Annotated in this window: 8 protein-coding genes; 5 read left to right on the plus strand and 3 right to left on the minus strand. The window is 57.1% G+C overall.

Annotated features, from left to right (window positions below):
- Window positions 1-100 precede the first annotated feature (100 nt).
- The gene (locus XH88_RS28940; RefSeq protein WP_271671625.1) at window positions 101-526 is read left to right on the plus strand and encodes a response regulator transcription factor; all 426 of its coding nucleotides are present in this window, start codon (window positions 101-103) and stop codon (window positions 524-526) included.
- A gap of 84 nt (window positions 527-610) precedes the next feature.
- On the opposite strand, the gene XH88_RS28945 is transcribed toward XH88_RS28940, so the two are convergent.
- Entirely contained in the window at window positions 611-1,177 is a 567-nt protein-coding gene (locus tag XH88_RS28945) for a sulfite oxidase-like oxidoreductase (RefSeq protein ID WP_271671626.1), read from the minus strand.
- A gap of 183 nt (window positions 1,178-1,360) precedes the next feature.
- Window positions 1,361-1,894 (minus strand): PAS domain-containing protein, encoded by a 534-nt coding sequence (locus tag XH88_RS28950; RefSeq protein WP_271671627.1) that lies wholly within the window; start codon window positions 1,892-1,894, stop codon window positions 1,361-1,363.
- A gap of 327 nt (window positions 1,895-2,221) precedes the next feature.
- On the opposite strand from XH88_RS28950, the gene XH88_RS28955 reads away from it, so the two are divergent.
- Window positions 2,222-3,226, plus strand: coding sequence for a helix-turn-helix domain-containing protein (locus XH88_RS28955; RefSeq protein ID WP_271671628.1), 1,005 nt, complete (start codon window positions 2,222-2,224; stop codon window positions 3,224-3,226).
- Window positions 3,227-3,447: 221 nt separating this feature from the next.
- Entirely contained in the window at window positions 3,448-3,855 is a 408-nt protein-coding gene (locus tag XH88_RS28960; protein ID WP_271671629.1) for a globin domain-containing protein, read from the plus strand.
- Window positions 3,856-4,255: 400 nt separating this feature from the next.
- On the opposite strand, the gene XH88_RS28965 is transcribed toward XH88_RS28960, so the two are convergent.
- Window positions 4,256-4,504: a hypothetical protein gene (locus tag XH88_RS28965; RefSeq protein ID WP_271671651.1), complete on the minus strand. Its 249-nt coding sequence runs from the start codon at window positions 4,502-4,504 to the stop codon at window positions 4,256-4,258.
- A gap of 620 nt (window positions 4,505-5,124) precedes the next feature.
- On the opposite strand from XH88_RS28965, the gene XH88_RS28970 reads away from it, so the two are divergent.
- Window positions 5,125-9,813, plus strand: a complete 4,689-nt coding sequence (locus tag XH88_RS28970) for a trifunctional serine/threonine-protein kinase/ATP-binding protein/sensor histidine kinase (protein ID WP_271671630.1) — start codon at window positions 5,125-5,127, stop codon at window positions 9,811-9,813.
- A 1,027-nt stretch (window positions 9,814-10,840) separates the two neighbouring features.
- Window positions 10,841-11,953, plus strand: a complete 1,113-nt coding sequence (locus XH88_RS28975; protein ID WP_271671631.1) for a LysR family transcriptional regulator — start codon at window positions 10,841-10,843, stop codon at window positions 11,951-11,953.
- Window positions 11,954-13,741: the final 1,788 nt, after the last annotated feature.

Below are 13,741 nucleotides of genomic sequence, written 5' to 3' on the forward strand. Positions count from 1 at the left end.
GTTTCCAGTCCACCGTATAATCGCCAATCCAGAACCTTATCGTTATGTTATACTGAGTGGATAGTCGTCGTACGCTCCTGGAGATGGATAGAGACGAGAGATGCGTCGCGCCGCATCCCCCAACAATCAGGGTGGGGATATGTCTAACGAGATTCGCATTTCAATCATCGATGATGATGACCAATCTCGCGCGGCATTGACGGCCCTCATGCAGGCGATGGGGTTTAAGATTGAGACTTTCCCCTCCGCAGCGGATTTTTTGGCGTCTCCTAACTTCTGCCATGCCTCCTGTTTGATCGTTGATATCCATATGCCGCAAATGACGGGGATGGAGCTGCATAGCTTCTTGACCGGATCTGGCTATGACCTTCCGACGATTCTGATTACAGCCTACCCAGATGACAGAGCGCGAGCTAGGGCTCTGCGTCAGGGCGTCGTTTGCTACCTGGCCAAGCCCATCGACGACGATGATTTGCTTGGATGCGTCCAATCTGCTCTGCAGCGCGCGAAGCCGGATAACATTTAAATGACCGCTCAAGACGTAAATCTCCTGTCCTTCGGGGACGAAGTTCACGCCCGCAGGCGACGGTCTAACATCGGGTTCGGATGCTCAGCTCGAAGATCGTTGCTCTTTGAACGGATCACCGTAAATGTGATAGCCATTAAATTCCCATAGACCCGGCGACTCGCGATCCAAGAACTGGATCCCGCGCACCCATTTCACGCTCTTATACGCATAGAGGTTTGGCACCACGAGCCGCAGCGGGTAGCCGTGCTCGGCCGTGAGGGGCTCGCCGTCATGCCGCAAGGCTAAAATTGTAGTCGGACGCAGAAAATCCGCGATTGGTAGGTTTGCCGTGTACTTGTTCTCGCCATGGACCATCACATGTCGCGCTTCTGGCCGCAACTTCACTCGCTTCATCAATTCTGTGACGAGCAATCCTCCCCAATTGTTGTCGAAGCGGCTCCAGCCATTGACGCAGTGCATGTCCGCAGATAGCTCTGTCTGCGGCAGATTAGAAAACTCTTCCCACGAAAGCCGCAGCTGCACTTCTACTAGCCCGAATACACGAAAATCCCACGACCTGGGACGAAAGATCGGCACCGAGCCCACATGCAGAACCGGCGACTTCAGCGTCAGCGACTGTCCGGGGGGAAGCCGTCCGGCGGCAAGCATCTCGCGCTCCAATTCGCCTCGTTGCTTTGATCCCACACTTACCTCCACCACGAGCTTTAGTGTTCTAGTCGGCGCACATATCATTGGCAACGGCGAGCCGGGTTGCGGCGGACATGCCATACATTGGGTTTCCGAGCAGCAACCCGTCAAATAGTCAGTAATCTCTAAGCGGCGAAGGGATCTTCACTGCTCGTCTTCGTCAGCTTTGAGGTCAGAACGACTTGCAGACTTGGGCTCAAGGCCAGGAACGGTCTTGCTGGTGTTGTGACGGAAAATATTGACTGCTCCGATCACTTCGTCCTCGCTGTCACGGATAGGAAAGACATTCACGAGAGCTAGAAGACGATAACCATTCGGGTGCTCGCAAATTACATCGGCGTTTCGAACAGTGCCGCCGTTATTGATCACCACGGAAGGTGGTGCATGTTCGTGCGGCATCACTTCTCCTGAGGGATAACGAAGAAGGTGTGACCCACAAAACTTCTCCGAAGTTCCAAGAGACGGCGTGCGTCCCCAACCTGCAATCGCGGCTTTGTTGCACTTGACGACGGTCGCATCCTTTTCGAGAACGTATATTCCTACTGGGATGGAATCCATTGCCGCCTGGTCTGCGAGAATGCCTTTTGCGACGAGGTGCCCGTCGACGATTTCTCCTCGGAAGTCGATTCTGTCGAAGTCACCTTCTAAAATCATGGTGCTTGTTGCGTTGGCTGCCATTTTCAACCTCCTTTGCGTACCTCATTGTTCATAGGGCCTATTCGGCCTTGCACTCGAATTTGGGTAAACATAGCCTCGCAGGTCATCATCGTCGTCTCACCGTGCGCCGAACGATGTCTCATTTTGCGCCGATCGCCATCCGGTTGTTGTTCAGCTAAGGCCGCGGAGAGGCGGGTGCGGTGATTAGCTCGCGCGCTGATCGAGACGCAAAGGAACTCTCCGCGTGCGCCTTAAAAAATGGCGGCCCCGAACCCGGCGCCCTCGCTTTGCCTATGTGACCGGTCTAAGATTAGGTTCCAAGGCATTTGGTCGGCCCACCGGATGGTTATGCAAGTCCATTTTTCCACGGACCATATTGCACCGCACGACCGCGTGAGGTCCTGGTGCGAGTACTTCGCGAAGCAGGCCCATAGCATAACACCGGGCGAGATTCCGGATCCCGCTGCCTTTCGCGCGGAAGCAAGCGGTTCGATTGCAGGCGAATTCGCGCTGCTGGAGATAAGTTCGGGACTTGAGAGGGTCCAACGGACGGCAGCCGACGTTGCCAAGGACAAGACCGAAGCGTTCTTCGTCCGCCGATTTCGGACGCCGGTCATCTGGAGGGCTGCGGCACGCAGCACGCCAGTCGACCTGATTCATGAGCCCGGTGATTTCTGCATAAGCTCGACCGAATGGCAATTCGACGCGGAGTGGAAAGGCCCAGCGACGTTCGACCTGCTAATCATCCCGCGGGCTGCACTCTCGCCGATTATAACCGGGGGCCGACTGAAACGCCCGTATCGGTTGGCCGGTGCCTCGCCGCTCGGCTCGCTGCTCGGCGCAGCTATTGATGCGGCGAAGGCACAGGCCCCGCTGCTCCCCAACGAACATGGTGAAGCCGTGCTGCGCAATCTCTGCGGTCTCGTGGCACTGAGCTGTAACATCTCCAACGAAGGCATCAATCGGGGGCGGGATACGCTACAATCGGCGCGGCTAGCGGCCGTCAAGCGTTACGTCGACCTGCATCTCGCCGATCCTTCCCTAACCCCCGCCAGCGCCGCGGCCGCACTCGGCATCTCGGCGCGCCAGGTGCATCGGTTGTTCGAGGCAAACAATGTCAGTTTCGCCCGATACGTTTCGCGCGAGCGACTGCTCCGGTGCCGCGACGCAGTGGCCGACGCGGCGGGAACCGGCCGATCGGTGATCGATATAGCTTTTGGCTGGGGGTTCAACAGTATGGCAACGTTTTATCGCGCGTTCGCAAGCGAGTTCGGTAGCCCGCCCACGATGCTGCGTGCGGCATCGCAAGAACGAGTGAATAGCCAGCGCACGACACGGAAGGACGCATCGTGAATGTTCGGGGCGGTCTCCGGCTTGGCGCTAAGTGAGACGTTGCCCGGCGCTAAATGGGACGACTTCGCAACTGTTTCCGTGTGAATGATGTAGTGACTCACGAAAATCGAGTGCCAATGAGATGCGTCAGGTTGCCAGACGCTTCTATGTGCCTGAGGGATCGTATCCGATTGCTATGATGAGCTGCGTGAGCCGCGCCCGCACGCAAAGGAAATGACATCGTGGATGCTGTGCAGCAGGAGCTTGTCCAGACCACCTTCGCCAGGCTGGCGGTGATGCCAGAGGTCACCGGGGCGTTGTTCTACGAGCGGCTATTCGCCACCAATCCGAATCTCCGGCCGCTGTTCAGAAACAACTTGCGTATTCAGGGCATCAAGCTAATGACCATGCTAGCTATGGTTGTCTACAATCTACCGGCGCCGGATCAACTTTCGCCTGCGATCCGTGACCTTGCCGTCCGCCATGTCGAGTACGGGGTTAAGCTCGCCGACTACGACGCGCTGCGGGAAGCGCTGCTCTGGACCCTCGAACAGGCGCTTGGAGAGGATCTCACGCCCGCCGTTCGTGAGGCGTGGATGGTCTGCTACGATGAACTCGCGGGTGAAATGAAGGCGGCGGCCGGCGTCTGATTTACAATCTCCCGCCTGGCACTAAGCGCCTTTTTTCTTCTCTGGAAACAGTGATCCCGATATGTCCGTTCAGGGTCTTGGTAGTGTGGAAACGGATAGGATGGGGTGGCCGCTATCGGACGACGTTTATGACCTCGTGCGTAACAATCAGATGGTGTCGCGGTGCCCGCCGCGCCCAGCATATTATAGCCGACGACACCCAATCCGCGTCCGCTGGTGGCCATCTGCTGCTGGCCATCTAACGGGCATCCGGATCGGTCAGCGATATCTGTTGATCTTGGCGTGTTGCCCATCGTACGCATACGATGAAAACCGGCTGATTGACGCATGCGCGCGAGAGCCGGGTACCGCTATGATAGCGCTGCGTGAAGGTTAGGCAGCTTGCTGATCGGTGGGTTCTTCAGCTTGCGCGGGAGCTTCCTTTCTGAGGGCAGCAGTTCGTGCAGACGAGAAGCGGGAAGATCGGTGATCCGGACGAGGACGTCAAGCACGAGCCGACGACGAGGTTGAACACGCCGGCCGGAATGCCGGAGCGGGTGATGATTTCAAGCAGTTCGGCAGCGGAAGCCAACGCTTTGACCTTTTTCAACCCGAGCGAACGGAACAGGCTGCTGAGTGATCCGCGAGTGAAGGGATCGTCATCGACCACAAAAACAATCGGGCCTTCTGAGTCTGGAATGCTAAGCACGCGAGATGATGGTAGATTACTCATGGTCGATAAGATGGCTCAGGTCTACTTACATTTAGTCGAGGAATATTCTTTGCGGCGCCGCCATCGCCGACTCGGAGAATGCGCATGATCATTCCGCGCGCGTCGTGCGCTCGCCCGTTTTGGCGAATTACCAAAGGGATTGGCGCAGCGGCGTCCTGCAGGGAGATGATGTCTGCGTCGAGACCTTTGTCGCGGCGCTCCAATGCCGTCCAGAGAACAATGATCCTGAGAAGACAACTCCCAGAGCACTAGGGGCCGTCGCCATCCTGGTTGGCTCTCGCTGAAACGTCTCACTTCGTTAGAGCGATTGAACCAAGTCTGCGCTCGGCCATTGATACTTCGTTCCTGTGAGCATTCTATCCAGATGAATACTCTGAAGTGGTGATGCTGTGGCAACAAGAATGTCACCTATCCCAGGGCTTTCGGGTTACGTGCTGGTGCCCCTACGAGAAAGCACGGACTTTACCCTTTACCGCGGACGAAAGCACGACGACCCCTCGCCGCTCCTAGCGATCGCACTCTTCGAACGGCCGTCGCCTCAGAGTATTAGGCGGCTGATGCACGAATACTCGCTCGGAGCGGAACTCGATCCCGCGTGGGCCGCCAAGCCTCTGGCCGTTACTCGTCACGAAGGGCGGACGATCCTCTTACTCAAGGACCCTGGCGGTCAGCCGCTGGATCGGATTCTTGAGCGTGACCAAGGGCAACCGCTAGACCTCACTCGTTTCCTTAGCACCGCCATTGGGTTGGCAAGAGCACTCGGTCAAGTCCATCAGCGGGGCCTCATACATAAGGATATCAAGCCTGCGAATGTCCTCGTCGACGACGCCGCCAACGCGTGGCTAACGGGATTCGGGATTGCATCCCAACTTCCGCGCGAGCGCCAGTCACCCGAGGCTCCTGAGCTCTTAGCGGGAACGCTCGCTTACATGGCACCCGAGCAGACGGGACGAATGAATCGTTCGATCGACTCTCGGAGCGACCTTTACTCGCTTGGAGTGACGTTTTACGAAATGCTGACCGGAAGCCTGCCATTCTCGGCCTGCGATCCGATGGAATGGGTACACTGCCACATTGCCCAACATCCACCCGCACCCAGCGAGCGAGTCGGAGCCGTGCCGGCCTCGGTGTCTGCGATCACTATGAAGTTGCTCTCCAAGACGGCGGAGGAACGGTATCAGACAGCGGCAGGAGTTGAGAGCGATCTTCGGCGCTGCTTGACACAATGGCAGTCCCGGCGACAGATCGATGACTTCTCTCCTGGCGCTCGAGACGTCCCCGATCGTCTCAGGGTCCCCGAAAAGCTGTATGGGAGAGACCGGGAGGTTGACCGTCTGCTCACTGCCTTCGACCGCATCGTTGGCGGTGGCCGGGCGGAACTTGTGCTTGTCTCTGGACACTCTGGCATCGGCAAATCCGCGGTCGTCAACGAGCTCCACAAATCGCTCGTACCACCACGAGGCTTGTTTGCCTCAGGCAAATCCGAACGTGACAAGCGCGACATTCCGCATGCTGCCTTGGCCCAAGCGTTTCAGAGACTGGTCCAGCGGCTCCTCAGCCAAAGCGAGGAAGACCTGCGCAAATGGCGGGACATACTTCGTGAGGCTCTGGATGCGAACGGACTTCTTCTTGTCGATCTCGTTCCTGAATTAAGGCATGTCATTGGCGAGCAGCCGCCAGTGCCTGAATTGCCGCCGCAGGAGGCGCAGAAACGTTTTCAAACTGTGTTTCGACGCTTCATCAGCGTGTTTGCGCAGCCTGAACATCCCCTCGCCCTGTTCCTAGATGACATGCAATGGCTGGATGTCGCAACCCTTGACCTCCTGCAAGATCTGTTGACGCACAGCGATCTCCGACACTTGCTGATTATCGGTGCGTATCGGGACAACGAGGTCAATACCACCCATTCTTTAGTACGGAAGCTAGACGCGATCCGTCAGGCCGGAGCTGCGGTGCAAGACATCGTTCTCACGCCACTCAGTCGCGGCGATCTAGGTAGACTGCTAGCAGACACCCTTCAATGCAAACTGGCGCGTGCCGCCCCGCTGGCGGAATTGATTCACGAGAAGACCACTGGAAATCCGTACTTCGCGATTCAGTTCATTTCTACTCTGGTGGATGAACGCCTCCTGACATTTGATTACAGCGCGCGGCGTTGGGTATGGGATCTGCGCAGCATCCATGCCAAAGAGTTCACGGATAACGTCGCAGAGCTGATGGTCGATAAGTTGAAGCGCCTTCAGCCCGCAACGCAGATGGTACTCCAGCAGCTCGCCTGCCTGGGCAACACCTCGGATTTCGAAACGCTTCGGATAGGCTATCAAGGCTCGCTTGAGAGCATGCACGACCGTCTCTTCGAGGCCGTGCGATTGGGCCTGATTTTCCGTACGGATAATTCCTATGGATTCACGCACGACCGCGTCCAGGAGGCAGCCTATTCGCTCATACCGATGGACCTGCGTGGCGAGGCTCACCTTCGCATGGGAATGCTCCTCGCCAGGCACACGCCAGCTGAAAAACGTGAGGAAGCGATATTTGAGATCGTCAACCAACTCAATCGGGGCTCTCATCTCATCACCTTTGTAGAGGATCGGGAAAGCGTCGCAGAACTTAATTTGATCGCCGGCCGACGTGCGAAACTCTCGACGGCATACGACTCAGCGCTCAAATTTCTCAGGGCCGGCAGAGCCCTTCTTCCGGATGAGACTTGGGAACGAAATCACCGGCTGATTTACTCAATCGAGTATCTTACAGCCGAGTGCGAGCTGCTGGCCGTCACAGTTGGCCTCGCAGCCGGGGATCCGCTCGAGGAAGTGCAAAAAGAGTGCGAGAACGGGTTGGCATTTGCCAGGCGAGTGCGTTTTGGCCTGGTCATTGAGCACTGCGGAGCTCAACTCGGTCTGATCCTTACCTTGCGCGGGTTAACTGCACAGTTCGGGCGTCTGGATCATGAGGGATACAGCGAAGTGGATACCGAACGCCGCTTGGCTAGAAGCCCCGATCTACTGCTCGCTGAGTTTCATTACTGGACGCGAAAGCTGCAGGCGCATTTTTTGGCCGGAGACCTTGCGGCGGCGGTCGACGCCTCGCTGCACGCGGAACCTCTCCTGTGGACGTCGGCGGCGACTTTCGAGTTGGCGGAGTATCGTTTCTATGGTGCGTTGGCGCACGCGGCCGTCTGCGTTCACGCTACACTGGAGCAGAGATCGTCGCATTTCGATTCTGTTCTGGACCATCACCGACAACTCCAAGCCTGGGCGGAGGTCGACCCCGACACTTTTGAAGACCGCGCTGCCTTGGTAGCTGCCGAAATCGCCCGCATTGAAGGCCGGTTGCTGCAGGCTCAGGAGCTGTACGACCGGGCCATCCGCGAAGCTCACAGATATGGGTTCGTACACAACCAGGCAATTGCCAACGAGATTGCTGCGCGATTCTACGTGGAGCGCGGCCACGAGGAGATTGCGGCCATCTATCTGCGCGCGGCGCGGGCCTGCTATCTCCGCTGGGGAGCCGACGGAAAAGTTCGCCAACTCGAGGAGCTTCATCCTCATCTCAAAGTGGACAAGTCATTCTCGAGTCCCACGGCGACGATGGTGACCCCCAACGAGCAGCTTGATTTAGCTACCATAATTAGAGTCTCGGAAGCGGTGTCCGGGGAAATTGTTTTCGAAAAACTAATCGACACGCTCTTGAGTCTAGCAATCGAACAGGCGGGTGCCGATCGAGGTGTCCTAATTCTGCCGCGTGCCGGCGAATTTAAAATTGAAGCAGAGGCTACAACAAGCAACGGCACCGTGACCGTTACCCTAAAACAGGCACGCGTCACGGCCGCGGATCTGCCGAAGTCTGTGTTTCACTACGTCCTCCGGACTAAAGAAAGCGTTCTCCTGCACGATGCTTCAGGTCAGAGCTCGTTTTCGACTGATGTTTATATTCGCGACCGCTGCTCACGTTCGGTGCTCTGTCTTCCGATACTGAAGCAGACCAGGTTAGTCGGCATGCTATACTTGGAGAACAACCTCGCGACTGGCGCGTTTACGCCTGCTCGAATGGTGGTCCTCACACTACTTGCTTCCCAAGCGGCTATCTCAATTGAGAATGCCGGCCTGTACCGAGAGCTAGCGGAGCGGGAGGCCAGGATTCGACGACTGGTGGACGCCAATATCATCGGCATTTTCGTTTGGGATCTTGAGGGCCGGATCATCGATGCCAATGACGCCTTTCTCCGCATTGTCGGATATGACCGCAACGATCTCATCTCCGGTCGACTGCGCTGGCGGGATCTGACGCCCACCGAATGGCGTGATTCCGACGACCGGCGAGTTGCGGAGCTGGACGCGACCGGAACCGCACACCCATATGAGAAGGAGTACCTCCAGAAGAGCGGCGGCCGGGTGCCAGTGCTGGTCGGGGCAGCGACGCTCGGTGAACCACACGAACAGGGCGTTGCCTTCGTGATCGACTTAACCGAGCGCAAGCGAGCAGAGGAGGAAATGCGCGAGAGCGAGCGACGTTACGCTGAGATGCAGATGGAGCTTGTGCACGCGAATCGCGTCGCGACAATGGGCCACCTGTCCGCGTCTATTGCCCATGAAGTTAACCAGCCAATCGGAGCGACACTCAACAATGCTTCCGCCGCGTTGCGCTGGTTGAGCAAAGAACCAGCGGACCTGGAGAACGCTCGGCAGGCCCTCAACCGGATCTTTGCGAATGGCAACCGCCTCAGCGAAATAGTCGGCCGCATGCGCGCTCTCTTCAAAAAGGCGCCTCTCCGGTACGAAGACGTAGACATCAACGCAGCTATCTTAGAGGTGATCGCCCTGACCCGTGGTGAAGCCATGAAGAATGGCATTTCAGTGCAGTCACACCTTTTGGAGAGCTTGCCGCCCGTTCAAGGGGATCGGGTGCAGGTGCAACAAGTGATCATGAACCTGATCATCAACGCGATCGAAGCCATGAACTCGGTCTGTGAGGAGATGCGAGAGCTAGTGATCACCACCAGCAAAAGTGAACCGGATGGCGTGCTTGTCGAAGTCCAGGACTCGGGTCCGGGTCTGAGTTCTGTGGACCTCGAGCGCGTCTTCGAGGCGTTCAATACGACCAAGCCCAGTGGCTTAGGGATGGGACTATCGATCTGCCGCACCATCGTCGAAGCGCACGGGGGACGACTGTGGGCCGCCGCTGCCGTTCCTCGGGGAGCAATTTTTCGATTTACGCTGCCCTCACAGGCAAATCGAGTTGCGTGAACCGGCAACAAGAAGCCGGTCTCGTCGGTGTGATCTCCTGCGTGATTTCGAGCGCTCTCCGTCGCGCCGGCGATAGAGTCGCACCACTATCGCCCTCGCCCGCTCAGCAAGCTTGGTGCAATAACCGATCTTGCCTTTACAAGCCTGCCTTGCACTAACGTTCACAATCGCTCCGCCCCGACTGCCGACCTGACTTCCAAAACACCATTGAACGTTCGAGCAATTGGATGAACCGTGGATGGCGACGCTATTGCTGGAGTCGGCACGCCAGGGCGCGGGCACCATGGAATAGAGGCTCGACAAACCGCAAGAATGATAACGCTGTAGCAAGAACTGCGCTTAACGCCGCGACCAAGCCGCTCTATCTATTGCTAGCAAGAGCACCGAACACCCCGACGATACGGACAAGCACAATGTGCACCTTGTTAATTGAGCAAACTGAATCGTCCGCACGCGCCGTTGTGACCGACCAGAATGCCGAGTGCTATGACCACCCCACGCGCCTGCTGCGCCTTAAATCGACAGGAACAACGCTCGGGCCGCTACAACTAAAGCTGGAGAAATGAAATGCGCGACTGCGGAGTTTCCAAGCGAAAATGATGTTTGACTCTGCTCTATTCCAATGTTGCCGAGCGCCCCCGCTGCTTGGCGACGCTCAAAGAGTCCGCCAGGAAGCGTACGAACTCACAAACCTCAGCGGCGGCCGGCGCGTCGCGGATTCCACATGACGCACAGACATCAACTAACCAAACATTCGATGCATTTAATAGGCGCAATCTGAAGTCGCCATCGACACAGCGAGATTGGATCGAGGCATGCACAGTCTGGACGATCGAACGCGTTTCTCGGACTCGCAGATTAGGCTGATGTCAACTTCCGCGACATTGGTCGAAGGCAGCGTCAGCGAGAACACTTTTGCCAATGTTCAGGCCGAGACTTCCAGGCCGGTGCACATCAATTTTTTCGTAGAAAGCTCCCCGACACCCCCTTTGACCGTCTCCTCTCCCAACCATGGCAACGAATTAAAATGGTTCGGACCATCACCACTCCTCCGGGTGTGAGCATGCATCTGCAATTTCATCAGGTGCGATACTTCTTGGCCCTCGCGAGGACGCTCAATTTTACGCAGGCTGCTAAGCAATGTAATGTAACCCAACCGGCACTGACAAAGGCGGTCCACAAGCTGGAGGAGGAGCTAGGCGGCGCGTTGATTCACCGTGAGCGTCGTTTCACCCAGCTCACCGAGCTGGGCAAGATAATTCTACCCACGCTGGAGGGGGTATTTGCCGCCGCAGAGGCCGTAAGGCTTCAGGCGCGAAGCTATCAAAAGAAGGCAATTGCCCGGCTCAAGATTGGGCTTGCGCCCTCAATTTCCGCCGCACTGATCACGGAATTGCTCCTGGAACTCGCCAGGATTATCCCTGAACTGAGATTCGACTTACGCGAAGCCGATGGCGACGAGCTCGTAGAGTTGCTTTTGGATGGCGAAATTAATGCGGCCCTGGTCGGCGAGGCTGTGGAGCTACCTGAGAGAATCGACCATTGGCCGCTCTTCCAAGAACGCTATGTACTTGTCCTCTCTCGAGAACATGCGATGACGAGCAGAACCGCTATCTCCATCCAAGATTTGCGCGACGTGGTATTTCTCGAAAGGCCCGGATGTGACGTCGTGGGCCGGTTCCTGCGGGAGTGTTTTGTCGACTATCCTGGTCCTAAAGTTGTGCACACCAGTGATCAGGAAAGGCATCTCCAGCAAATGGCATCCGCCGGATTTGGAGCCATCTTGGTCCCAGAGCATGCTCCTAGGCTGCCGTCGCTGGCTACTATTCCGATTGAGGGCGACCCAGTTCGGCGTGAGGTGCAGCTCCTGGCCGTAGCGGGGAGGCAATATTCGCCGGCGCTTGACGCGTTCATCAAGATTGTGCGTACCCGCGACTGGACAAGTGCGCTGGAAAGACTCCGAGACGCATCTGCCCCTGCCTCAAACAACGACAACATTCGCAACGCTGGCCCGCAACATGGAGATTCCTTATTTGAACCTCGAATCCGGGGCGATCGCCCAAGCGATTGTGAAACAAGTCGGAGCAGAGATCTGGAAGCGCGGCCATCCCGCCAACCGCACTCAATAGGGCGGCGCTGACTGCTCGCGAGACGCTCAGTGTGGGCGGTCGCATTAAGTCGATGCGCCCTGCGGTGCGACGTGGCGAAGCTAGCGTCGTTCGACTCTGCTTTCTTCTTGGTGGATCGATTTCTAACTCTCTGCTGCGATACAGGCACAGAGCACTGCTTCGTACATCTCTACCTCATAGAGAATCGTCCTAGCTGTACCGCAGTCGCATGTCGGAGCGATGTGGCATTTCTCACATGGGCTCTGATGCATGGCCGCGAATTTGCTCGCCCTTTTTTAAACGAGAGGCTCTGCCGACCTCGGGCCAGTCGTACTCTTGTCGGTGTTTCCGTAACCCTCAACTGCAGCACAAGCGCTACAACACCAGAACTCCCCGCCAATGCAGATGATGGCAATCCCCCGATTTTGGGCATTGCGCAGCCTGGCAATAATGATTGTCTATCGACTTGATTGCGAGAGGTGATTTTCATCGCCGAGGTTGCAAGGTTAATCTCGTTGGGTGTTCAAAAACGAGAAGGAGCTACCATGAAGACTCAAATCCGCAGCATAGCGGTTGCGCTTGCAGTTGCGGTTCCTATCGCAGTCGTCGCCACGGCTGACTCGTCGGCAGCGCCGATCAATGCCACATCGATCAAGGCGGGTGTACCTAGCGGAATGACAGCGGCGCGCTACCGGGTACGGCGGAGCCATCCCTACCCTCATCACTGGAGCCACCCCGCTTATTATTCGGGCTGGGGCTATCCGGCCTATGGTTCGTATTGGGGTTACCCGACTGATGAATCATACGATGGGGCCTACGATTCCGGAAACTACGGGTCAGGTTGCTTGCCCGGACCTCGTGTCGGCGCATTTGCAACAGCACCCTGGACTGACACCCCGACGTGTGCGCCGTATTGATGAGATCTCCTACCCTTCCGGGGAGCTGGACAAACGCGTTAGCGTCCCAACTCGTCTGGAACGGGCGGCGCGTAGGACGAATGGTGACAGCAAGGCTTGGCAGCGCGCGGCCCCTCAAGCCGCCGCTAGCTGTGACATCCTTGAGATGTTAGCGGGCTTCAGCTCTCCGCGCCTCGCCCGCTGGGGCGTCAGCAGCAATGCTTCGAGGGGTCGGATTATTTCCGGTTACCCTCAAAGACCGACATCGCTTCCATGATGGAGGCGGAGGACGCTGCCTGACCCGCCGATCTGCGAAGGTGGAGCTGCTGAGCATCGCCCAAGCACCTTCCACAGCCGGTCGTCTTCGAACTTGAACACCATCTCCTCGCCAGCCGCCTCGGGTTGTATTCGCAACAGCCGACGCTCGAGTTGCATCGCGTCAGGCAGCATCGGGCCAACAAGCTGACATCCCGGTGCGACGTATAATTACGCAATAAGAGCGTGAGCGCATTCAGCGCAAGCGAGCGGCATTTCAATGGAAAATTCTTTGTTAGATTGGCCGTTCGTTTCCAGAAGAAACGGGTCTACGCAGTGCGTAAGCATCTGCGGAATTTTTAAATCGAAGAGCCACTGCAGCGTCGTCTCGTTCGATGACGGCCCCCGACCTGATCGAGTTAGAGGTACGGCGGACGCGCTCTCGCGGTCTTGCGGGCCCGGCCGATTACAACCGGGAGCGTTCAAAAGGAAACAATTTCCGCGTGAGCCCGTTCTGAAGGCTCGTATCTTCAGTTTAACACTGAGCGCTTCAGACGCGTGGCCGCCACAGAGAATGAAAACCATAACGATGCTGCATTTCTAAAGGCTCACAAACAAGAATACATTCTCCGTACACCTCATCGATACTCCGTGGCAAACCGCGTCAAG

The sequence above is a fragment of the Bradyrhizobium sp. CCBAU 51627 genome (assembly GCF_028128765.1).
GTDB lineage: Bacteria > Pseudomonadota > Alphaproteobacteria > Rhizobiales > Xanthobacteraceae > Bradyrhizobium.